This is a genomic window from Flavihumibacter stibioxidans (genome assembly GCF_014332695.1).
Classification (GTDB): domain Bacteria; phylum Bacteroidota; class Bacteroidia; order Chitinophagales; family Chitinophagaceae; genus Flavihumibacter; species Flavihumibacter stibioxidans.
Genome location: NZ_MBUA01000001.1, coordinates 204,527 through 228,383 on the forward strand (window position 1 = coordinate 204,527; position 23,857 = coordinate 228,383).

At 48.6% G+C, this 23,857-nt stretch carries 19 protein-coding genes; 5 read left to right on the forward strand and 14 right to left on the reverse strand.

The features are described from left to right. The first annotated feature begins 332 nt into the window (after nucleotides 1-332). Nucleotides 333-614, forward strand: coding sequence for a DciA family protein (locus BC349_RS00900; RefSeq protein WP_187254868.1), 282 nt, complete (start codon nucleotides 333-335; stop codon nucleotides 612-614). Nucleotides 615-649: 35 nt separating this feature from the next. Here BC349_RS00900 and BC349_RS00905 read toward each other — a convergent pair whose 3' ends face one another. The 3 genes from BC349_RS00905 to BC349_RS00915 are packed head-to-tail and all read right to left on the reverse strand — an operon-like array spanning nucleotide 650 to nucleotide 3,467. Then, nucleotides 650-1,705 carry an ABC transporter permease gene (locus BC349_RS00905; protein WP_187254869.1) on the reverse strand — a complete coding sequence of 352 codons (1,056 nt, stop codon included), beginning with the start codon at nucleotides 1,703-1,705 and terminating at the stop codon, nucleotides 650-652. Nucleotides 1,706-1,744: 39 nt separating this feature from the next. Next, entirely contained in the window at nucleotides 1,745-2,866 is a 1,122-nt protein-coding gene (locus BC349_RS00910; RefSeq protein ID WP_187254870.1) for a BT_3928 family protein, read from the reverse strand. A gap of 46 nt (nucleotides 2,867-2,912) precedes the next feature. After that, on the reverse strand, nucleotides 2,913-3,467 hold the full coding sequence (locus BC349_RS00915; RefSeq protein ID WP_187254871.1) for a DUF1599 domain-containing protein: 555 nt from the start codon (nucleotides 3,465-3,467) through the stop codon (nucleotides 2,913-2,915). A 53-nt stretch (nucleotides 3,468-3,520) separates the two neighbouring features. Between BC349_RS00915 and folP the strand changes: the two genes are divergently transcribed. After that, entirely contained in the window at nucleotides 3,521-4,363 is an 843-nt protein-coding gene (gene folP / locus BC349_RS00920) for a dihydropteroate synthase (RefSeq protein WP_187254872.1), read from the forward strand. 178 nt (nucleotides 4,364-4,541) lie between these two features. On the opposite strand, the gene BC349_RS00925 is transcribed toward folP, so the two are convergent. Both BC349_RS00925 and BC349_RS00930 read right to left on the reverse strand, forming a co-directional pair. Next, complete coding sequence (locus BC349_RS00925; protein ID WP_187254873.1) at nucleotides 4,542-5,486, reverse strand: FKBP-type peptidyl-prolyl cis-trans isomerase; 945 nt, start codon at nucleotides 5,484-5,486, stop codon at nucleotides 4,542-4,544. 3 nt (nucleotides 5,487-5,489) lie between these two features. Continuing rightward, nucleotides 5,490-6,503, reverse strand: a complete 1,014-nt coding sequence (locus BC349_RS00930) for a DHH family phosphoesterase (RefSeq protein WP_187254874.1) — start codon at nucleotides 6,501-6,503, stop codon at nucleotides 5,490-5,492. A 56-nt stretch (nucleotides 6,504-6,559) separates the two neighbouring features. On the opposite strand from BC349_RS00930, the gene BC349_RS00935 reads away from it, so the two are divergent. Next, entirely contained in the window at nucleotides 6,560-6,976 is a 417-nt protein-coding gene (locus BC349_RS00935; protein ID WP_187254875.1) for a nucleoside-diphosphate kinase, read from the forward strand. 69 nt (nucleotides 6,977-7,045) lie between these two features. Here BC349_RS00935 and BC349_RS00940 read toward each other — a convergent pair whose 3' ends face one another. The 8 genes from BC349_RS00940 to thrS form a co-directional block, all read right to left on the reverse strand. Continuing rightward, on the reverse strand, nucleotides 7,046-7,951 hold the full coding sequence (locus BC349_RS00940; RefSeq protein ID WP_187254876.1) for a TraB/GumN family protein: 906 nt from the start codon (nucleotides 7,949-7,951) through the stop codon (nucleotides 7,046-7,048). 110 nt (nucleotides 7,952-8,061) lie between these two features. Then, the gene (gene porG, locus BC349_RS00945; protein ID WP_187254877.1) at nucleotides 8,062-8,928 is read right to left on the reverse strand and encodes a type IX secretion system protein PorG; all 867 of its coding nucleotides are present in this window, start codon (nucleotides 8,926-8,928) and stop codon (nucleotides 8,062-8,064) included. Between the two features lie 109 nt (nucleotides 8,929-9,037). Further along, on the reverse strand, nucleotides 9,038-10,435 hold the full coding sequence (locus BC349_RS00950; protein WP_187254878.1) for a type III PLP-dependent enzyme domain-containing protein: 1,398 nt from the start codon (nucleotides 10,433-10,435) through the stop codon (nucleotides 9,038-9,040). Nucleotides 10,436-10,570: 135 nt separating this feature from the next. Next, complete coding sequence (rplT, locus tag BC349_RS00955) at nucleotides 10,571-10,915, reverse strand: 50S ribosomal protein L20 (RefSeq protein WP_187254879.1); 345 nt, start codon at nucleotides 10,913-10,915, stop codon at nucleotides 10,571-10,573. Between the two features lie 33 nt (nucleotides 10,916-10,948). Beyond that, a complete protein-coding gene (gene rpmI / locus BC349_RS00960) occupies nucleotides 10,949-11,149 on the reverse strand; it encodes a 50S ribosomal protein L35 (RefSeq protein WP_187254880.1) in 201 nt (66 codons plus the stop codon). A gap of 116 nt (nucleotides 11,150-11,265) precedes the next feature. Further along, complete coding sequence (locus BC349_RS00965; RefSeq protein ID WP_187254881.1) at nucleotides 11,266-16,518, reverse strand: S8 family peptidase; 5,253 nt, start codon at nucleotides 16,516-16,518, stop codon at nucleotides 11,266-11,268. 117 nt (nucleotides 16,519-16,635) lie between these two features. After that, entirely contained in the window at nucleotides 16,636-17,226 is a 591-nt protein-coding gene (gene infC, locus BC349_RS00970) for a translation initiation factor IF-3 (RefSeq protein WP_187254882.1), read from the reverse strand. Nucleotides 17,227-17,272: 46 nt separating this feature from the next. Continuing rightward, nucleotides 17,273-19,210 carry a threonine--tRNA ligase gene (gene thrS / locus BC349_RS00975; protein ID WP_187254883.1) on the reverse strand — a complete coding sequence of 646 codons (1,938 nt, stop codon included), beginning with the start codon at nucleotides 19,208-19,210 and terminating at the stop codon, nucleotides 17,273-17,275. Nucleotides 19,211-19,354: 144 nt separating this feature from the next. Here thrS and BC349_RS00980 point away from each other — a divergent pair, with 144 nt between their 5' ends. Next, a complete protein-coding gene (locus BC349_RS00980; RefSeq protein ID WP_187254884.1) occupies nucleotides 19,355-20,452 on the forward strand; it encodes a hypothetical protein in 1,098 nt (365 codons plus the stop codon). A 33-nt stretch (nucleotides 20,453-20,485) separates the two neighbouring features. Beyond that, a complete protein-coding gene (locus BC349_RS00985; protein ID WP_187254885.1) occupies nucleotides 20,486-21,334 on the forward strand; it encodes a hypothetical protein in 849 nt (282 codons plus the stop codon). Nucleotides 21,335-21,455: 121 nt separating this feature from the next. Here the strand turns inward: BC349_RS00985 and BC349_RS00990 are convergent, their stop codons facing one another. Next, the gene (locus BC349_RS00990; protein ID WP_187254886.1) at nucleotides 21,456-23,822 is read right to left on the reverse strand and encodes a TonB-dependent receptor; all 2,367 of its coding nucleotides are present in this window, start codon (nucleotides 23,820-23,822) and stop codon (nucleotides 21,456-21,458) included. Nucleotides 23,823-23,857: the final 35 nt, after the last annotated feature.

Here is a 23,857-nt window from a genome sequence, read left to right on the forward strand (position 1 = left end):
CTAGCTTTCAACGGGTAGCGTGTACGGAGAAAAATACGGATAGAATTCAGGGGCCTCGCTTTCATAGGGGCGGGTACGGATCAAGAGGTAAAACTTAGGATGGATATAAAAACGGGACCAATAGAACCTTAAAGAAGGGCAAAGATGCAAAATAGTTGCAACAACAACCACCCGGAATTGTTAAATCGCTTTTTTAAACCCGTTGCGGGCAGGATACTTTACCGATGCAGGCAGAGACTGAGTCTGGGTGAGCTTTTGCAGGCAGGGTGATGGCCAAACTGAATTTCAGGGAACAATGGTTTTTCTACAATCCAGACTATTATCTTTGAGCCATGGGAGAATATTCATTAGGTGACGCCATCCAGCAGTTCCTGAAAAAAAGCAGGCTGAAAGGTTCTGTACAGGCCTTGCAGATCACCGATGTGTGGGAAACCATTATGGGTAAAACCGTTGCCAAATACACCGACAGCATCAAGATATACGGAGATAAACTCTATGTGACCACCACCGTGGCACCTCTCAGGCAGGAACTACTTTACCAGAAGGAAAAGATCATCGAACGTGTCAACGAAGCCCTGGGGGAAAAGGTGATCAAAGAAGTTATTATACAATGAGGCATGGAACCGACAGTAAGGCGTGAGGGAAAAAGTTAAGCCTTTCTCGCTCTGGGGTCTACCACCCCATACAACAGGTCGGCAAGGAGGTTCACCAATACAAAAAAGCAGGCAGAAACCAGGACTGAACCCATTACCACCGGGAAATCCAGTTTTTCAAGGGCATCCACGGTCAGCTTGCCGATGCCCTTCCAACCAAAAATATATTCCACAAAAAATGCGCCCGCCAGCAATTCGGCGAACCAGCCGGTAATGGCTGTGATCACGGGATTCAGTGCATTCCTCAGCGCATGTTTCCAGATAACCACCCGGCGGGACAGTCCTTTTGCGGTGGCGGTGCGGATATAATCCTGTTGAAGCACATCGAGCAGGGATGCCCGGGTTAACTGCGCGATAATGGCCAGCGGGCGGATTCCCAGGGTGATGGCAGGCAACAGAAGGTTGGACAGGGTTAAATAAGGCCGGCCCGTCCGGGTATCGAGGTCAAACCAGGATCCGGTCATGTGCAGCCCGGTATAATCACTCCAGAGAAAGCCAAAGAGGTAGGCGATGGCAATGGCCATAAAAAAAGAGGGAGCTGAGATACCCAGGATACTTCCAAATATGGAACCGGTATCAATCCAACTGCCTTTGTGTAGTGCCGCCATTACGCCGAGGCTTATACCTAGAACAGTGGCCAGCAGCATGGCAGCAGTAGCGAGCATGAGTGTACCAGGAAGTGCTTCCATGATGACCGTACCTACTTCCCTCCTGGTCTGGTAGGAACGGCGGAGATAGGGCCATTTGAATCCTAATTTATTATGGCTGCCCATGCTGACGAATATCCCCTTCAATTGCTTGTTACTGATCTCTTCGGGGCTATGGATCGAAACCGGTGAAATATCATTCAGGTAAAGGAGAAACTGTTTCCATTTGGGTTTGTCCAGGTTCAGGTCGCGGCGGATATTCTCCTGGGTAGCCTGGTCGGCCCTTTGCCCCATGACCAGTCGTGCAGGATCACCGAAGCCCTGGAATAAAACAAAGACAACCACTACCACTCCAAGCAGAACTGCGAGGCCATAGGCCAGTTTTTTAAAGAAGAAATTCAGCAAAGAAGTGCAGATTTATGTTGGCGTTTTTTTAATACTGTCTTATAAACCACTGAGCATCTGGATGGCTTTATCATTGTCTTTAAGCGCCCATTTGTTTACAATAGTACCATCACTGAGGAGATACAGGGTTACAGGATAGCGGGCCGCCGTTTTTACGGCCACGGCATCGGAACGGAACACCGGTGTATTGCCTATTTCAGCCGCCAGCAGATTCAGTACATCTTCTGCAACAGGCGTGATGATATAGATAGGCATTTTCCTGGACTCGGCGATTTCCCTCAGCTCCAGCAGCGTCTGTTTCAACTCCTTCAGGTCTGCTTTATTAATCTCCTTAATGAACAGCCATTGCATCAATCCGCTTTGGGCAAGGATGGCCTGGGTGGTATCCGCACCAGACGCCGCCAGCAATACAAAATCTTTTACGGGTGGTTCTGCATTGCCTTTGCGAACCAGCTTATCATAGCGTTTCACAAACTGGTAAACAGATTCATCAAAGTCTTCCGGGAACTGGTCAGCAGTAAACTCCACTTCCTGTCCTTTTTTATTGTACACAAAAGTGATGACGGTGCTGTCTGGTATGGCCCCTGCGGGTATTTTCATCTGGCTGGCAATGTTCTTTCCCTTTTTATAGGGAAGGCAATCCACCACCGGCAGGTGACGCAATACATACCACTGAAATCCGAAACTGAACAGCGTGGTAAGTCCCAGCAGCAAAAGACTTTTTCGGGTATCCATTGACGTTTTAATACTGTTCCGGTACCTGAACAGGACCAGGATCAGGAAAAGCAATACCAGGTCCTTAGTGAATGATTGTGCAGCGGTCAGCGGGATGCAATCACCAAAGCAACCGCAGGTTTTTATTTTACCGGAGAACAGTGCATAGGCTGTCAGGAATGTAAAGAAGATAATGAGCAGCAGCAGCAGCCAGCTGAAGAGGCGCATCTGCCAGCCAACAATCACGGCTACACCGGCAATGATTTCAAACGCGATCATCAGGATGGAAAAAGCCAGGGTATAGTCGTTCAGGTTGTGCATACCCCAAACTTCAAAAAATTCCTGCATCTTATAGCTGAGTCCCAGAGGGTCATTGGCTTTCACCAGCCCGGAAAAAATAAACAGGATCCCTACTATATATCTTGTAATGGTTAACATCAGTTTCATAATCTTCCGGTCTAAAGTTTATTACTCTGTTCAGAATTTATCCTCCTCACCCCTGACCATGCTTTCCTTCTTCTATCAGAATTAAAGCAAAGGCTGCATAATTAAATATATCCAGGTAATTGGCATCGATTCCCTCACTGATCAGGGTTTGTCCGTCGTTGGCAAGAATCTGTTTGATCCGCAGCAGCTTGGACAGTATCAGGTCGGTGAAACTTTCCTGGCTCATATCGCGCCAGGCTTCGCCATAGTCGTGGTTTTTCTGCGCCATCAGACTGCGCGCCCTTGCGACCTGTTCGTCGTATTTTTCACCAACAACAGCAGGTGGGATCTCATCACCCGCATCGGCAGGCAGTTCAAGCTGAATCAGTCCGATTACCGCATAGTTCAGTATCCCCATGAATTCACTTTTGATACTGTCGCCCACCAGTTGTTTTTTATTTTCCTGGATGGTTCTGATGCGCCTTGCCTTGATAAAAATCTGGTCAACGATGGAAATGGGCCGGTAAACCCGCCAGGACGTTCCATAGTCCTTCGTCTTTTTGATAAATATTTCCCTGCACTTCCCGATTGCCTGGTCGTATTGTTCTGTGGTGCTTATCATGTGTTCTCCTAAAAATGATCATCTTTATCATTCAAAAATAAGGATTCGCTACCATGTTCACGCTCAATTGCAAAGGCCGTCTGCTGTTACTGGATAAACCAGTTGTGATGGGCATCATCAATTTTACGCCCGATTCATTTTTTGAAGCCAGCAGGAAGACTGGTATTTCAGCCGTATTGGAACAAGCAGGTAAAATGCTGCAGGAAGGGGCTGCCATACTTGATATCGGAGCCCAGAGCACCAGGCCCGACAGCCAGTACCTGGATGCAGATACAGAATGGAAAAGAATGGAAGAGATACTTCCTGTTTTATGCAGCAGCTTTCCGGATGTCATTATTTCGGCAGACACTTTTCATCACCGGGTGGCAGCAAGGGCGGTGGAAGCAGGTGCGCATATCATCAATGATATCAGTGGTGGTCTGATGGATCCTGAGATGATTCCGACCGTTGGGGCTTTGGGCGTACCCTATGTTTGTATGCACATGAAGGGAACTCCGCAGACGATGCAGTCGCTGGCACAATACAGGGATATAGCGTTGGAAGTGGTGGATTATTTTTCTGACCGGATCGCGGCCTGCAAGGCTGCAGGTATTAAAGATATTATACTGGACCCGGGATTGGGATTTGCCAAAACAATTCCCCAGAATTTTGAATTGCTGAACAAACTGGATGCCCTGCACATTCACGGTTATCCCTTACTGCTAGGCATCTCCAGGAAATCGATGATCACCAGAACGCTTGGAAGAATTTCCGCCGCTGATGCCCTGAATGGCACCACGGTGCTCAATACCCTCGGCCTTACCAGGGGAGTGCATATTCTGCGGGTACACGATGTGAAAGAAGCCGTTCAGGCGGTAGAATTGTTCAGGGAGTTTGAACGGGGAAGAAACGTCTGACGTTTGCGGGTATAACGTCTGACGTTTGCGGGTATAACGTCTGACGTTTGCGTCCGGTGAATCCCGTAATGCTAAACGTCAGACGTTTGCGGGATAAAACGTCTGACGTTTAGCAATAGTGAATTCCGTAATCTTAAACGTCAGACGTTTGAGATGTAACGTCAGACGTTTATTAAAATCAATGATTATGACCGTCGTCCTTGCTGTGTCCCTGGGGAGCAGCGGAAGTATCAACCGGCTGCATCATGGGATTTTGCTGGGGAGCGGGAGCCTTATCAGCAATGTCAACCATTTCGATATCGAAAATCAGGGCTTCGTTGGGCTGTCCGCCGGGACCCGGGCGCATTCCGTAAGCCAGGAAACCGGGGATGTAAAGGGTTCCTTTCCCTCCTTTTGCAAAAAGCTTCAGGCCATCGTCCCAACCCTGAATCACCTGGCCCTGTCCCAGTACAAATCCAATCGGATCCTTGCCTGCTTCCATGGTTGATTCGAATTCCTTACCAGTGGTCAGGAGTTTACCGCGGTATTTTACAGAAACATATTTTCCTGAATCTGCAGTGATACCCGTTCCGCCATTCTCCACTGCTACATACACACCTTTTCCGGTTTTGGTTGCCTTGATATTATTCTTCTTAATGTACTCATCCAGGACTGCCTGGTCGCGTCCTTCCTGGCCTTTCATTTCCTTTTCCTGCTCAGCCTGTACCTGCTGTTCGTTATCCAGGATATCAACCACCTTGAAAATGAGGTAAAGTTTGTCACCCTTCTTCATGAATGGAGGCAAAGTGGGATTTTGCTTCATCAGGCTGTCAACTTCCTGCACCACCACCACGCTATCTCCCTTTGACAGGAACCGGAAAACCTCTGCTGCGTTGTAAACCGGCCCCAGGCTGTCAACCCTTGCGAATGCAGGGATACCGCCCTGGGAAGTACCGAGGGTAGAGTCATTAATCTTTTGCGTATAATGAACTTTAAGGAACTGACCGAGTTTTGCCTGCGGTCCTTCCCCTTTTTTTACGATCTTATACGTGATACCGCTTGCTGTTTTACTGTAGTCGGCACTACCACAGGCTGCCATCATAAGGGCAACAATTGCTGTTGTAAATAAAGAGAGCTTTGTCATTTGTTATGTCAGTTGAAAATCTGATGCTGTTTCTTTGAGGACTTTTTTAAAGGTACGAAGGGTATCTTCCAGGGAAGCACTGCTGCGACCACCGGCAGCGTTGAAATGACCGCCGCCTTCAAAATAAAGCCGGGCAAAGGTATTGACATCCACGTTACCCTTGCTGCGGAAGCTCCATTTTCTTTCTTCATCGCGATCGATCACGATGGCTGCCATCCGGATCCCCTGGATACTGAGGGGATAGTTGACCAGGCCTTCCGTATCTCCGGTTTTAATGTCGAACCGCAGAAGGTCTGATTTCGGGACAAAAATGAGCGCCGTATTGTATTCGTAAAACACTTCCATCCTGTTGGTCAGTACATGACCGATGAAACGGAGGCGGTTTTCGAGGAAATTATCATAAATATTTTCGTGGATCTGGGTATGCCTCAGTCCGGTTTCCTTCAGCCTGGCAACCATGCGATGCACATCGGCTGAAGCGGCGGGATAACGGAATGACCCGGTATCCCCGATCAGTCCGGCATAGAGGCATTCGGCGATTTCCATCGAAATGGAATGACCGTGCCCGCTTTCCATGATGAAATCATACACCATTTCACAGGTACTGCTCTTGGTGGTATCGCTGACCCCATAATGAAAGCTTTCGATGGCAGGCTGCTGGTGATGGTCGATCAGGATTTTAATTGCCGGTGATTTTTCCACTACCGGGGCCAGGTGTTTGGTCCTGATCAGTGTATTGAAATCGAGGCAGAATATCCAGTCGGCCGCATTGATAAGGGCGGCTGATTTTTCCCTGGTAATCTCATAATTCAGCACCCGGTCCGCTCCGGGCATCCAATCGAGGAAGGAGGCCCAGTTGGTTGGAGAGATCACATTTACTTCATGACCCAGGCGTGTAAGGAAATGATACAGGCCCAGGGATGAACCCATAGCATCAGGATCCGGTTTCTGGTGTGTCGTTATGATCACCCTGCGGGGTGATTCAAGCTGCGAAAAAATATGGTGTATTGGCTGCATAAAGCGGGGCAAATGTAGGGAAATTTAGCTACCTTTGCGCCCCAAATAGCAAGTATATGAGTAACAGAACATTTACCATGATCAAGCCCGACGCCATGAAGAACGGGCATGCCGGTGCCATCCTGGATCGTATCATCAAGGAAGGTTTCCGCGTGGTAGCTTTGAAAATGACAAAACTAAGCGAGGAAAAAGCAGGTGAATTCTACGCCATCCATAGGGAAAGGCCATTTTTCGGTGAACTGGTTGAGTTCATGAGCAGTGGTCCGATCATTGCCGCCATCCTGGAAAAGGAAAATGCTGTTAGTTCTTTCCGCACCCTGATCGGGGCTACAAACCCTGCCAATGCTGATGAAGGAACCATCCGTAAACTGTTTGCGACATCTGTTGGCGAGAACGCCGTTCACGGTAGCGACAGCGACGAGAATGCAGCCATCGAGGGAGCTTTCTTCTTCAGTGGACTGGAGCAAATCTAGTGAATAGGTGAATAGTGAAAAGTGAATAGGTGAGTGATCCGCGTAAATACCGCAACTTCATTCACCTATTCACTTTTCACCATTCACCATCTTCATCGGTCTCAGCACATATCCTGCCTTACGCAATAAATTGATCACTCCTTTTTCGCCCGGCAGATGGGCAGCCCCCACTGCAAAAAGGGTCGGTTTACTTTTCATCGATGTTTCCATGGCCGGTATCCACCTGGCATTGCGGCCATACAGGAATAATTCCAGGAAGGAACTCACACCGCCCTCTTCCGCCAGGGTTAAACGCTCAATGCCGGCAAGATCCTGGTTACGATATAATTCCAGCATCCTTAGTGTCATACTGTCTGTTATTCCGGCACTGTCAATTGTTCGCAGCAATTCCTTTGCCTGGATTTCATATGGTATACTGTCAAACACCCCGGCCTGAAATTCAATTGTTTCCAGTCCCAGAATCTGCTTCTGCTGTTTCCTTACAGACTTCATGATCACTTCCTCCATCCCGTTTTTTGATTCACAGGGCATTTTTGATTCGCTCAGCATGGATGCTATAAAATAGGGCTTGAACCGCTCCATCATACTCAGCGGAAGCATGGACCGGTTCTCTGAAAAATATTTCTTCACCCGCTGGTACTCCTGCTCCGTCAGGAGGTCGCTGAGTTGCTTATTATCCTTCATCCTAATAAACCTGAACACGCCCATTAGTTCAGCGGGATTATCCATGTCAATTTCGAAATACACTTCCTTCGCCCTGTCGATGGCGAACTGCAGACTGTCGCTCAGTTTCGCATCATCAGCACACAGTATGTGCATGGTGCCGAACAGATAGGATGACTGTGTTAATCCATTACCGCTGATCTCCCAAAGCAGACTGCTGGCCGTCTTTGCCGAAGCTTCCGTTTGTCCAAGTATTATGGAAGGTGTTATCAGTGACACACCCAGAATAACGGCAATGAATAGTCGTAACATAATTTATATTTCTTTCCCAAAGGTAAAACAGAACAGAATTGCAGTTGTTCGGGCATTAAAAAAGGCCTTCTGAAAGGCCTGTCGTGATTTCATGGTTTAATGCAGGGAGTTCAGAAAATATTCCTGGGGCAATCCAGTTGCCGTCCGCTGCCTTTGGCTCCGCCGCGGAATTCATTTCTGCCCCCGAATAAACGGTAGCCGATGGTAATTCCCTGGAAATAATACCAGTCTTTCACCTTCTCCCCTCCCCTTGTGGTTCCATCTGCAGGATAAAGAGGATTGCCATCTTTCAATTCGTCGCCCCTGTAGGCCAGTTCAACAGCAACGGGACCTTTCTCCGCCAGCAGGGTATTGTAATCCACATAGCTCTTGCTTAAGTCATCCAGGTAATCCGTGAAAGTTTTTCGCAGGCCGATCTCATACCCGAGCGTAACCTGATCATTCAGCCGGAATTTAATGCCACCGCCAAAAGGAAGGGCCACCTGAACCCGGTTATATGGTTTACGGTCGGGATAGGTACTCAGCCCCTGCCCCTCAGTACCATAGGGTTGCAGGTAATGCTTGTTCCCCAGGGTATCATATGTATATGGATCGTATCCGAACACGGCAATACCGGCAAATACATAGGGAGTAAGCCTTTTTTCATCGAGGTCAAACAAGCGGAATTCAGCCATCAGGTTGCCTTCCAGCAGGCGGGATGTAAAGTTGAGGTTCCGCTTGCGCAGATCCTCCTGTTTATTGAATTTATCATCACCACTGATGGTACCATACATCAGTCCGCCTTTAACGGAAACATGGCCACTAAGATCATACTGCGCACCGAGTCCGAACGCACCATGCGCCTGGTTGGTTGTAATCCTTTTTTCCTGCATATCTCCCTGGTAATTGGATATCCCACCAAACCCGGTAATATGCCAGCGTTGGGCCATCAGTGATAAAGGGAAAACAGCAACAAGAACCAACAGGAATTTTCGCATAATGGTGTTATTGAGTTTACGGTGCAAGGATTGAGCCAAAATAGTTTGTGGCCTGCAGCTATAAACTACAAACCACAAACCAAACTCATAGGAATAACAGAATTTTCTGTTATTGGTATCCTAATATTTTCAGCATGCTTTGTGCAGACTGTTCCTTGGCATAAACCCAATCGACCAGTTTGCCATTTTTATCATGGCCCACAATGATGTGCTTGGGCGACGGGATCATACAATGTTTGATACCCCCGTAACCGCTGATCTGGTCCTGGTATGCGCCGGTATGGAAAAATCCAAGTACCAGGGGTTCACCTGTACCAACTTTGGGCAGGAACACTTCATTGATATGTTCTTCTGAATCGTAGTAATCGTGACTGTCGCAGGTTATGCCTCCCAATACCACCCGCTGGTATTCCTCCTCCCATTTATTGATGGGTAAAAGCAGGAACCTTTCGCCAATGCCCCATGTATCGGGCAGTGTTGTGATGAATGAAGAATCGATCATATACCAGATCTCCCTGTCATTCTGGGTCTTTTGGGCAATAACGGAATAAATATGCGCCATGCTTTCACCTACCGTATAGGAACCGAACTCGGTATAGATATTAGGCATGGGCACTTTGGCTTTTTTACAGGCCACCTTGATATTGCTTACGATCTCGTTGATCATGAACTGGTAGTCGTAATCAAATCCGAGTGAATGTTTGATGGGGAAACCGCCGCCAATATTAATGCTGTCCAGTTCCGGACATATCTTCTTGAGCTGGCAGTAAAGGTTGATCACTTTGTTCAGTTCCGACCAGTAATAGATATCATCCTTGATGCCCTTGTTCAGGAAAATATGAAGCATCTTGAGCTGGAACTTATTCTCATAGCCTTCAATCTGGTCCACATAAAATTCAAGGATGTCTTTTGCGCGTATGCCTAACCGTGAGGTATAAAATGGAAAGTTGGGTTCTTCTTCTGCCGCCACCCTGATGCCCAGTTTGAAAGGGGCGCGTACGGATTTACGATAGTCATCCAGTTCATTCACGTTGTCAAGCACGGGAATCACGTTCTTGAAACCCGAATTGATCAGTCCCGCAATACGCTTGGTGTATGTCTTCTGCTTAAATCCATTGCAGATGATAAAGGTCTCCTTGTTGATCTTCTTCTTCGCATACAGTTTTTTGATAATCTCAATATCATACGCGTAAGAAGTCTCGAGGTGAATATTATGTTTCAGTGCTTCTTCCACCACAAAAGAGAAATGTGAACTCTTGGTACAGTAGCAATAGAAATATTCGCCTTCATATTTGTGCTTTTTAAAAGCGGCGGCAAACATGTTTTTAGCCTTGTTGATCTGCATCCCGATTTTGGGCAGGTAGGTAAGCTTCATGGGCGTACCATATTTATCGATCAGGGCTTTCAGGTTCAGGCCATTAAACTGGAGGTAACCATCTTTTACCTCAAAACCTTCCTGGGGGAAATTGAAGGTTTGGTCTACCAGGTCGAAGTAGGAATTGTTCATCTATCTGTACACGTGGTTAGTTGGGTGATAGCTAATTATCATACAAACCTATAAGAAAAACACGAATTATGCGGAAAGAAAAAAAACCGGCTCTTTTGCAAAAGCCGGTTCCTTTTTGTGATACCTGTTCACATATTATTTTACTGAAGCAACCAGTGCCTTGAAAGACTCAGGATTGTTCATTGCCAGGTCGGCCAGTACCTTACGGTCAAGTCCGATTCCCTTCTCATTCAGCTTGTGAATGAATGTTGAGTAGGTCAGACCTTCTTCGCGTACTGCTGCGTTAATACGGGCGATCCAGAGAGCACGGTATTCGCGCTTCTTGAGTTTACGGCCTACATAGCTGTAGGTCATCCCCTTTTCAACGAGGTTCTTGGCTACGGTATAAACATTTTTACGTTTACCGTAATAACCTTTGGCTTGATTTAAGATTCTTTTCCTGCGTGCCCTTGAAGCAACGGCGTTAACTGAACGTGGCATATGCTAAATAAGTTTAAGTTGTGATTAAAATGATTACCCCTTAAGACCCAGGAGGCGTTGAACAAAATCCATGTTTGGTTTGGCTACAACACCGTCCTTACGCATACCACGCTTACGCTTGGTTGATTTTTTTGTGAGGATGTGACGTTTGAATGATTTCTGGTGAGTCACTTTTCCTGTTCCAGTCACCTTGAAGCGCTTTTTCGCGCTTGAATTGGTTTTTACCTTTGGCATTTTGATAACTAAAATAGTTACGCCCTGCTGGCGCCCCGCACAGGCGGAGACTTATGGAGCCGTTTGGGCAATCATACTATCCGGGGATAGCACCCTTTTGGGAGCGCAAATGTAGCTCAGTTTCCTGAAATAACCAACGGGAGGGTTTTAATTTCTTTCCCTGAAGACACCCTGAGGTGGTAAATGCCGGCCGGCAGACCCGGTATTCCCTGCAAACTTACTATTTGTTGTCCCGGTAACAAGGTTGCCCTGTTGCGCCAGATTACCCTTCCCACCGCATCAGACAACTGGAGTTCAAGCGCCCCCCCGGCCTGCTGCACTATCAGCAGCAACTGGTCTCGTCTGGTGGCCGGAACCGGGAAGAGTCGCACCGCAAGAGAGGCATCCAGATGAACGATCCGGATGGTTGAATACCGGCTGCTGCCATCAGTATAATATACCCGGATCCGGTACTGCCAGCTGCCCGGAGACCTGATTTCCTTATCGGAATAGCTCCATTCAGTTCCTGCCCCGGCGGTAATGGTCTGGATCCTTTGGAAGATCCCCCCTTGTCCATTGGTGACCTCGGCCCGCTCCACCTCAAAACGGAGGATGCCTTCCCTGGAACTGCTCCAGCTCAACAAGGCAAAGTCGGGATTGCGTTGGGCTTTGGCTGAAAACTGAATGGAGGCAATGCTTTGGTTAAATCCGAAATAAAACTCACCATAAGCACCCGCAGGCAGCTCGGCATAATATCCATTGGCAAAAGGCACCAGGTCAAAATCTCCGGGTTCCCATACAGTTAGCATCCCCTCCTCATTGTCGGCGGGATCACCATTAATGGTAGCCGGATTGCCGGCATAGCGGAAAATACTGAGGTCATATGCGCTTCGTTTTACCTGGCAGGTGTCGCAGGGATTGGCCTGAAGCCATTGAGCCAGTTCGGATTCTGCCAGATAGAGTCTCAGCCTGCCTGAATCCGGTAATGCCAACCCGTTGAAGACCCAGTGCCGTGGTAAGATCTTATTCCCGGCGATCTCACGGCTGGAGTTCTGGTTATTGGTAGTAAACCGGAAGGGAACAGAATGGCTTCCCGGGGATATAACTGCAGAAACCGGACCCGCCTCCGGTAAATTGTTCCAGGCTCCTGCTTTTGCGGTTCCGGTCAAATTATAGGATGCCGTTGAAACCGGCTGTTCCAGGTCAAACAGGTGGAAATCATCGATGAAAAATCCCTCCGGCTTTTTTGGCTGAACAAAACGGTCAAATCCCTTCAGTACTGCGCTGATGCGGAACATTACCTGCGCCCAGTTACCAGGCAGGGACACCGAAGCCACCTGCCACCGGTTTTCCAGGGTGCAGCTTTTAAAGGAAGAATCGTTGGCGGGGTACCAGTTGGTAGAGAATGTACCGGGAAGAGGCTTGTAAGGTGCCCAGTTTAAACCTGAATCCAGGGAATATTGAAGATACACTTCGTAATCGTAGTCGCAGATTTCAGGAAGTATGCTCATGGAAAGATGGGGCGATTTCAACGCTCGCAGGTCAAAAACAGGACTGGTGACCTCCCCATAGAGGTATCGCTGGACAGGGGAAATTGAATCATCACCATATACAAGCTTTGATCCCCAGAATTCCTTTCCGTTGGCGGCATTAAAGCTTCCACTGATCAGGGTACCCGAACCCGGCAAGTCATAAGAGCCGGAGGACTCCCACCACTTTCTGCCATTCTCAAAACCATTTAAATAAGGGTATTTATTGATTATTTGCAGGTACCGTAACACTCCGGGGAAACTGTCATTATCGGGGTATTCATCCCCTTCTGCCCGAATATATGGGGTAATGGTATAATCAGAGTTCTCCGGTTCAACTATAATATGAGTAAAGGATATACGGGCAGTATCAAAACCTTTCAGTCCGGGCATAGTCTGTTCCATCCTGCTGCCATCATTAAACCTGACCCCGAAAAAATATGGACCAAAATCTTCCTTCCGGTAATTGTATACGGTGGCAGAAAGCCGAACCGTATCACCGTTAGTTACCGCCGGGGTATATTTACCAATAAAATTAAGGTCAATTACTCCCAGGTCTTTTTCTGGAATAAAAAATTTCAGGTTCTTCAGAAATTGCTGCACTGTATCTGTTTGGGCCTTGCTGACCATGTCTACCCGAACCTGGAAACTGCTACCCGGAGATTGTTTGCCCAGGCGAAGAAAATGTGAGAGACCATACACAGGATGCGGAAAATACAATATCCAGGGGAGACTATCCGCTCCCCTGATACTCATATTGTATCTTTGAATGCCATCATTGGCAATCAGCAGGCGGAGCGGTGTGAGAGTATCAATTCCCTCCAGATTGTAGGTGCCAATTAGTGAAACCGACTGGTCACCAACCCTGGAGATAATCTTAAACGGAATTGAATCAGATGTAACGGTCTGCAGGGTAACAGAGGATGAAGCGGTACTCATATCCCAGTTATCGGCCCCATAAAGGCCTGTAAAACCGGGTTTACGGTAGATTGTATCCTTCAGATTATTAAAATGCTGTGTAAAGGGCATTTTAATGGGATCATTACGGAGGTACCGCCACCAACTGGCGGACTCATTATTATTCAAATCCGGATCACCGGCCGATCGGACAGTGTATGTTAAAAATCTTTCCTCGCCTGGGTTCAGCTGGAGGTAAATCCTGGATTTCCAGTTAAAACTTGCGCCGGCGGCAATCTTGCGGCTCAGGGTATCAGTAAGAACATTCCCCTGGTCATCACTCACGACAAGGATAAACGGACCGCCCAGTTCTGTTGCCCCGCGGTTCCGGATGGAAAGCATAACGGTATCACGTCCACCGGCATCGGACCTGGTCCATTGACGCTGGGTCAACGGGCGTATGGTGGTTTCAAGGGAAATATCACCGTCCGGACCATCGGGGCCACAGGCGATATTGCGGGTTTTGGTTGTTTTGGCAATGGATTTTTCCCCGGTGATGCCATTTTTAACCGGTGCCACAGTAAACCAGTAATCAGGTCCATATCGCAGTGACTTCACTGAAAAAAAGGTATCCGTGGTAATGCCCAGTGACTGATAATCATTTCCGGAAAACCGGAAAACCTCCATCGAATCAACTCCCTGTGCAGGCCGCCACTTCAACCACACATCTTCCCTGCACTCAGGAACAACAGTTAATTGATAGTCGGGCAGAATACTGAACCCTGGCGAGGTTTGTACTTCCCCCGTTAGCCTATTGGTTATCCGGACGCGGGTTTGAGTGGACACCAGGTTGGGAATAGTCCAGGTTATTCTGCCCGGAAGGGTTGAACTGCCGGTTACGGGGAACCAGGAAACCCCGTTATCGGTTGTATAATGAAATTCCAGGTTGCTGACAGCCGGTGTGCCAGGCCCTTCCCAGATAATATTTCTTTTCTGCCCGGGTTTCCACAACTCCCCCCCGGCAGGTTGCAAGAGCCTGAGGTTTGCTTCCGAATGATGATAAACCACCTGGAAAGACTGCGGACCAAAAGGTATGCGGTAGCCTTTGACCCTAACAGTATAGGTACCGGGATTGGCGTTTTTTATTACTACCTGCTCAATATTGTTGAGATGGTCCTTTCCAGGTTTGGCCGGAGTCGTTAAACCGGCTGCGGAAGTGTCGAGCACAAATGGTTCATGGATGGATCCGTCCGGTGCCTGGACGGTAAGGTCCAGGTCATTCACCAAACTCAGGTAACTGAAAACAGAAGCCGGTCGGTCATGCCAGTATAACATGATCCGGAAGTCAGATTTCGCTTCCGTTAACCGGATGGTATAGGTCCACTCGTTATCCTGTTCAACCGCTCCCTGCTGATAAGTTTTGTTCTGTATGGCTGCTACTGCGGCCCTTGCATTCAACCAGCCGAATCCATTGGTATAATCAACACCGGGAATACCGATATCAGTGGCAGTATTGCATACAATAGCCTTGAGCAGGTCTCCCGGTGGGTTGTTGTGGTTATTCAGTTGCCGGTAGCGTTCCACCAGCAGGGCCAATGCGCCACTCACCTGGGGCGCGGCCATGCTGCTGCCATAATCAGTGGAATAACGGTTCAGTGTGGAGGTTGAATTCACCCCGTCTCCGATGGCGGAGATTTCTGGCTTGATACGTCCATCCACTGTCGGTCCTTTGGACCAGCGGAATACAGTTGCATCGGTGTTGGTGGTTCCTACCGTAATAACATTTTTTGCCGCCTGGAAAGCATTGTCGATGGTTTTATACCCCTGCGGGAATTCCGCGCATCGCAGGTTGCCGCTGTTACCCGCAGCAAATACATGCACCAGTTCGGGGTATTTGATCACCTGGTTGTCGATATACCAGCAATTACCACTGTAATAACCTGAAACAGGATTACAGGAACTGCCGGCACCATAGGAATTGTTAGTGACCTGCATGCCATAGCGCGACAAATAATCGGGCGATTTTACCAGGATGTCAGTGAAGTTCTCAACCAGGAGTTTCGCGGCTGGAGCGTTCCCCTTCATAGCCGGATCCTGAATTCCCGCCCCGGCCATGATTCCTGCCACCATGGTAGCATGATAGGAGCCGCTATAAGTTTGTCCTTCTTCGTTATACCGGTGGTCTATATGATAGATCCTGCCATTATCACCAAGGCCTAAGGCCACCCCGCTCCCCTTAAGCGCGGGCAATTCAGCCGATCCGTTCTGCACCAGGTCAGACAGGTGACTGTCAGTAGCGCCATTGTTGAACGCTTTCATTTCGGGGGCATCCATCACCTGCAATACATAAGGCTGGTCCATCAACAGGTCCAGTGCATCTCCCCTGACCTGGATTTCCACCAGGTGGGGTGCCAGGAACCGGTTGATCTTATAGGCCATGCTCCTGCCACTGAGGGTTTGCCGGAACAGGGATTTCAGTTCATTGGAATCCACTTCCGGAATAACTTGAACATGATATGCCTGCACTGGCATGCTGCGCAGGGCTGATCTGGTGGTGGTTGTTTGTGGTATTCCATTGCGCAGACCGCGGGATATCGGCAGTATTTCCTGCACACCGAGTTGCTGCAATTGTGTCAAACTGATCCGCTTACTGAAGGATGCCAGCCACGCATTATCGGGGATATATTCATAAAGGGTGATGCCATTCCGGGCGAGGGATTGGCGTTGTTTGGGATCGGGTATTTTTTCGAGCTGAAGAATGACCCAAACTTTCTGCATAGCTCTTGCACCAGACAAAGCAGGATCGGCCGGGTCTAAAGTATTTAATTGATATTTTCCGGAAGAAAGGCTGTTCCTGAGTCTCAGAGGCTGACGGTTACCGGGCTGCGATTTTGCTTGCTCTCCCATCATTAATAGGCAAAGCAATAGAAGGATAGCGGGGGTAAGGAGCCAGGATTTAATCATTCTTTCAGAAATCATCCTCAATTTAACAAGCTTAAAGGCAAAATATAATCCTTTTCCTGCCAAATATGAAAAAAACCCGCTGGTTAGCGGGCTTTTTTCTTTAAATGAAGTGTATGATTATTCTGCAGAATCTTTCTTCTTCTTCTGGCTCTTAGGCGCCCAGATGGCCAGCATTCGCTTTCCTTCCATTTTCGGCATGCCTTCAAGGACACCAAATTCGGACAGGCGTTCGGCAAATTTCAGCAGCAGCAACTCACCCCGGTCCTTGAACTGGATGGCCCTTCCACGGAATTGCACATATGCTTTCACCTTGTTTCCTTCTCGAAGAAACTCTTCCGCGTGCTTAGCCTTAAAGTTGAAGTCATGGTCATCCGTATTCGGGGTGAAACGGATTTCCTTCACTTCTGACTGCTTGGCTTTCGCCTTCATTTCCTTTTCCTTCTTCTTCTTCTCGTAAAGGAATTTATTGTAGTCAATGATCCTGCACACCGGAGGATCAGCATTTGGAGAGATCTCTACCAGGTCGAGTCCCTGGTCCTGAGCCATCCTTTGTGCTTCCTGGATAGAGTAGACACCTACTTCTACATTGTCCCCAACCAATCGTACCTGCGGTACGCGGATCATCTGGTTGGTCCTGTGTTCCTGTTGTTGTTCTTTCCTGAACCTGGGATTAAAAGCCCCCCTTGGAGGTCTGGGTGGAAATGCCATTTATTTTATTTGATTAAACAATTACTACCCGAAAATATTACATTTTTCATTCACTGCTGCTGCGATCTGCAATTTCCCGTGAAATCACCCCGATAAACTCCTCTACGGGCATGGTTCCGGCATCGCCTTTGCCGTGACGGCGGATGGAAATCAGCCCTTCGTTCATCTCTTTCTCCCCTACCACCAGCATATACGGCACTTTCAACAGTTCGGTATCGCGGATTTTCTTGCCGATCTTTTCATTGCGGTCATCGATGGAAACCCGCACCCCGGCTTTACGGAGCTGCTTGCGGACCGATTCGGCATAAGGCATGAACTTGTCGCTGATGGGCAGGATCTTTACCTGCTGCGGTGCCAGCCAGACCGGCAAACGGCCGGCATAATGCTCCAGCAGGAACCCGATAAAACGCTCATGCGTTCCCAGTGGGGCACGGTGAATAATCAGCGGGGTCTCGTGCTGGTTATCCTGGGTGGTATACTCCAGTTTGAAGCTGCGACCCTGGGAGAAATCCACCTGGTTGGTGGCCAGGGTAAATTCGCGGCCAATCACGCTGTATATCTGAACATCGATCTTGGGACCGTAAAAAGCTGCTTCGTCCTGCACTTCCACAAATGGAATCCCGGAGTCGATCAACACCTGGCGAACCATGGCCTCGGTCTCTTTCCAGAGTTCCGGTTCGTTCACGTATTTCTTACCCAGTTTATCCGGTGAGTGCAGGCTGAGTCGCATTACGTATTTATCAACACCGAAGATCTTGAAATATTTCAGGTACATTTCATTCACCGACCTGAATTCCTGCTCAAACTGGTCCTTGGTGCAATAAATATGTGCGTCGTTCATGTGCAGGCAGCGAACCCGCATCAGTCCGAACAATTCACCACTTTGCTCATAGCGGTAAACAGTACCGTATTCCGCAATCCGGTATGGAAGGTCGCGGTAGCTTTTCGGCTCCGCCGCGAAGATCTTGTGGTGGTGGGGACAGTTCATGGCCCGCAGGTAGTACTTCTCCCCTTCCAGTTCCATGGGCGGGTACATGCTGTCTGCATAATAAGGCAGGTGCCCGCTGGTGAGGTACATACTCTCCTTGGCAATATGTGGCGTTACAACCCGGTGGTAACCGGCTTCTTCTTCAGTTTCCTTGGCCAGCTTTTCCAGTTCTTCAATAATGATGGTACCGTTGGGCATCCACATGATCAGGCCCTGGCCCACATCATCGTCCATGGTATAGATACTCAGTTCCTTGCCCAGCTTGCGGTGGTCGCGTTTTTTCGCTTCTTCCAGCAATGCCAGGTATTCGTCCAGTTCTTTCTGGCTGGGGAAGCTGACACCGTATACGCGGGTCAGCATCTTGTTTTTGTCATCACCTTTCCAGTAAGCGCCGGCAATATTGGTGAGCTTGAAAGCCTTTATCAGACCGGTATGCGGGATATGCGGTCCGCGGCAGAGATCGGTAAAACCGCCCTGGGTATAGAATGTAATGGTGCCGTCTTCCAGGTTTTGCAGCAGGTCGAGCTTGTATTCATCACCTTTTTCAGCAAAATAAGCAACGGCCTCAGCCTTGGGAACTTCCTTGCGAACGAACACATTGTTCTGTTTGGCCAGCTCTGCCATTTTAGCTTCCAGCGCGCGAAGGTCTTCCTCCGTCATGCTCCTGTCACCCAGGTCGATATCATAATAGAAACCATTGTCAACCGGAGGTCCAACCCAGAATTTCACTCCCGGAAACCTTGATTCGATGGCTTCTGCCATCAGGTGGGCCGTTGAATGCCAGAAAGTGGATTTTGCATCCTTCTCGTCCCATCCCAGTAATTTGATCTGGGCATCTTCATAAATCGGGCGGTTGAGGTCCCATACCTGGCCGTTCACGGAAGCGGCCAGTACCTTGCGGGCCAATCCCTCGCTGATGGATTTTGCAATCTCAAGGGCGGAAGTGCCGGGCGCATATTCACGCTGGGCGCCATCCGGAAAACTGATTTTGATCATTTGTTGTCTCCTGTTTTTAATCCTGCCATTCTACGAACACGGCAGTAAGGGCTGCAAAATTAACGAACTATTGCCAGAATAACTGGTTGAACGGTATGAAATTGCGCTTCCTTTTTGTTTAAATTGAATCGATAACTTGCATACATGCGGAGCATTTTACTTCTGGCACTGATTATTTGCGGGATCTCGTCCTACGGGCAGGACCTCACCGGTATCTGGCGCGGGCAATTTCGTCAGCAGGACAGGGTGCTGCAACTGATGGACATGGAAAACCGCTACCGCTTTGAAGTGCAGCTCGACCAACGCGGAAAGGCATTTAACGGGGTTACGTATTCCTATAAAACCACTGAATTCTACGGCAAAGCCACCGCGAAGGGCACCATCCATACCGGAACCAAAAAGGTTTACCTGGAAGAATTGAAAATCGTGGATGTGCGCATGCGCAGCGGCAGTGATGCCTGTGTGATGACCTGTTTCCTCCAGTACAGCAGAAATGGCAAGGAAGAGTTCCTGGAAGGTACTTATGTCAGCATGAACACCTCTGATTCCACTGATTGTGGCAGGGGGACGGTTTTCCTGAGGAGGGTGCAGGAATCCGATTTTTTTAAGGAGCCCTTCCTGGTGAAACGTGAAGCTGAAAAGCGCAAGGCAGAACTGGCAAAAGCAGCGCGGCCTAAACCAGGACCGCTGGCGAAAAATGATACGGTCAAACAACCTGGGAAACCGGTTCAGCCGCCTGCAAAACCACCCCAGAAACAACCTGTACTCCCCACCCCTGCAAAACCTGTGGCCCCACCTGAACCCAGGGATGTACAGGCTTCCACAGTTCCATCGAATTTGGAGCGGGAACCCAACAAACCAAAAGCGCCCCTGGTAATTCCGCCGGTATTGAAGAATCGGGAAAATGAACTGGTGAAGACCTTTAGCGTCAATACCCGGGAGATAACCGTAAGCCTGTATGACAATGGCACCATCGATAAAGACACTGTTTCGGTTTACCTGAATAAAAAACAGGTTGTAAACAGGCAGATGTTATCTCTGAATCCCATTACCCTGACCATTGAACTGGATGAGGAGAACGATTACCATGAACTGGTGATGGTAGCCGAAAACCTCGGCGAGATCCCGCCAAATACTTCCCTGATGGTAGTAAAAGCCGGCAACAAACAATATGAAGTACGGATCACTTCCACCGAACAGAAGAACGCCGTCGTCATCTTTAAATTCGAAAAGGAAAAATAATCCCCCCCCAACAACAAACCCCCAAATTCGCACATGCGGCTCATTATATCCTTAGTAGCTCTTTTTCTCTTTCAGGTTTCCTTTGGCCAGGACCTCAATGGCATCTGGCGGGGCACGCTTACCCAGGAACCCGGAGGCTGTTTCCCGGTGTACAATCTCGAGATCCAGATCGTCGCCGGCGGAGACCGCCTGCAGGGCAAGGCCTTTGATTATTATGATAAAACCCGCTTCGTAAAACATCATTTTACCGGCAGGTACAATACATTGAATAAAAGGATGGTGCTGATAGAAGACCGTGTACTGGAAGTAAATATTCCGGGCGATTGCGTGGTTTGCACTAAAACATATGACCTCAGCTGGTCGAAGGAAAATGGCCGCGAGGCACTTACCGGAACCTGGAAAGGGGTGGAATCAGACAGTAAAAAAAACTGTCCGCCGGGAAAAATCACGCTCTACCGGGTAGCTACAACCGAATTCCCGGTTGATATTGACCAGCCGGAAGAACTGGCCAAATTACAACAGAGCATACAACTGGCGGAACGCGAGACAGAAATTGTCCGCACCCTGGAACTGGATACACCCAATATTAAGATCGACCTCTACGACAATGCAGAAATCGACAACGATACGGTGACAATTTTCCTGAACAACAAATTGCTGCTCTATAAGCAGCGCCTCACGCAACTTCCCCTGTCTGTTTCGCTGAAAGCCTTTCCCGATACGGATTACGAGCTGCTGATGTATGCCGATAACCTGGGCAGTATTCCGCCCAATACTGCGCTGATGGTAGTTACGGCCGGAAAGAATAAATATGAAGTCAGGCTGAGTGCATCGGACAAAAAAAATGCGGCAGTTAGGTTCAGGTTGAAACAGGAGAGATAGCGCGATTTCACCCGTCGGGTGGTGAGATTTCTCCCGTCTGGGTGGCCACACCGAACTCCACCAAAAAGCCACCCGGCGGGTGGAATCTCACCCGACGGGTGAAATCTCACTTACCCCCTATTCACAATTTAAAGTTCCAGGTAACACTTGGAATGATTGGAAACAGGCTCACCTGGCGGGCATCAACTTTCAGGGTGCCGTCATAGGGGCTGCCCGTTTGGTCGTAGTAAAGGAAATAAGGATTGAGGCGGCTGTAAACATTGTAAATACTGAATACCCATGAACCTTTGATCCGGCGCGGCTTTTTCGGAACGGGCGTATAAGTGGCGGATAAATCCAGGCGATGGTAGGATGGCATCCTGTACTGATTAATCTTACTGTATTCCTGGGTCAGCACGCCATTGATGATATAAAATCTTTCCGGTAGCGTGGTGGCATTTCCGGTACCATACACAAAAACAGAGGATAGCTTCCATTTACTGCTAAGTTCATAGGTGCCAACAACAGAAAGGTCATGCCGGCGATCATGTCTTGCCGGGTATTTATTACCCTCATTAAGGTCTGGGAACCTGCGCCAGGTCCAGCTCAGCGTATAACCCACCCACCCTGTGAAACGTCCTTTGTTCTTTCGTACAAAAAACTCCGATCCATAACTCCATCCATCACCAAAAACGAATTCCTCCTCCGGATCTTTTAATGAAGGCGTATATCCCTCGCGGTATTCGATCTGGTTCTCCATCTGCTTGTAGTATAGCTCAACAGAGGTTTCGAACTGGTTGTCCTTAAAATTCCTGAAGAAACCCGCAGCATATTGCCAGCTGATCTGAGGCCTCACGCGAAAAGTACTGGGCACCCAGAGATCTGTGGGCAGTGTGGACCCTGCATTACTGACAAGATGGATATACTGGTAATTGCGTGAAACCGAAGCCTTGACGGAAGTTGCATCATTGATACTGTAACGGGCCGTCAGCCGGGGTTCCAGTCCGCCATGGTTTTTCACCCGGTCGCCTTTGCCGAATAAAGTACTGTCTGTTTTATTGCCGTTCTGGTCGCGCTCATACGCTATATAATCGCCCACCTGGGTGAAATTACTGAAACGCACCCCTGCGCTGACCTGCAGTTTATCACTGAGTTCCCAGTCGTCCTGCAGGTAAATAGCGGCTTCGCGGGCATATTTGCGTTGGGCATTATTGGGAATGAAATCAACCGAATCGGAACGGCCGCTCACAAGGTTGGGCTTGAACACATGGTGCGTATAATGCGCGCCCCATTTCAGTTTGTGTTGCGGAGAGGGATAATAATCCATATCAAATTTCGCCGTCAGATCGCGGATACCGGAACGAACATTGAAGGTCAGGTTATTCTGGGTGGCATTGAAAGCGAAGTTGTAATTATTGAAAACAAGCGTGGTGTTAGAAAACAGTTTTTTATGGAAGAGATGGTTCCAGCGCAGGGTGGCTGTGGCATTGCCCCAGGGAATATTTGCACTGAAGGATCGCTGGTTGTTGTTGAAATCAAACACATCACGACCAAAATAACCACTTAGGTACAACCGGTCCCTGTCGGAAAATTTATAATTCACTTTGGTATTCAGGTCATAGAAATAATATCCCGACCCGTAAAAAGAGCTGCTCTTTTTGATAAATGGTTTGGTCAGCGCATCCACATAGGTACGCCGGGCAGATACCATAAAGGAAGCCTTGTCCTTTTTGATTGGTCCCTCAATGGACAGTCGTGAAGCGATCAGCCCGATACCACCTTCCACTACCGTCTTTTTCATATTGCCGTCCTTCATAGCAATGTCCAGTACCGATGAAAGCCTGCCACCGTATTGCGCCGGCATCCCACCCTTGATAAGGGAAATATTCCTGATGGCGTCCGAATTGAAAACTGAAAAAAAACCGAACAGGTGCCCTGAATTATACACAACTGCATCATCCAGCATGATCAGGTTCTGGTCCGCCCCCCCACCCCGCACGTAAAAGCCGGCATTCCCCTCGCCTGCATTGCGCACGCCGGGTAATAGTTGCAGTGTCTTCAGGATATCAACTTCGCCAAAGACTACGGGCAGGGATTTCACCTGGCTGATACTTAGGTCAATCTTTCCCATCTCTGCATTACGCACATTGCCGTCCCTGCGTTTGGCGTAAACTACCACCTCTTCGTTGGTGGTCATGCGGGGCGACAATACCATGTTTTCAGATCTGTCACGGTTCAGTATAACCGAAATGCGGAAGGATTCATATCCGGCATAGGAGCAGGTTATCTCATAGCTTCCCGCGGGCAGGGTGATGGAATAATATCCGTAATTATTGCTGTTCACGCCCTTACCCTTTCCCTCCACTGAAATGGAAGCCCCGATCAGGTTCTCACCGGAAAGGGAATCCTTTATGTATCCGCTGAGTGTAAATTTCTGCTGCGCCCGGAGATTTCCGGCCAGGAACAGGATCACCAGCACCAATATCAGCCCGTGTAAACCTTTTAACATATTCATAAAAATACCAGCAATCCAACAAAACAATG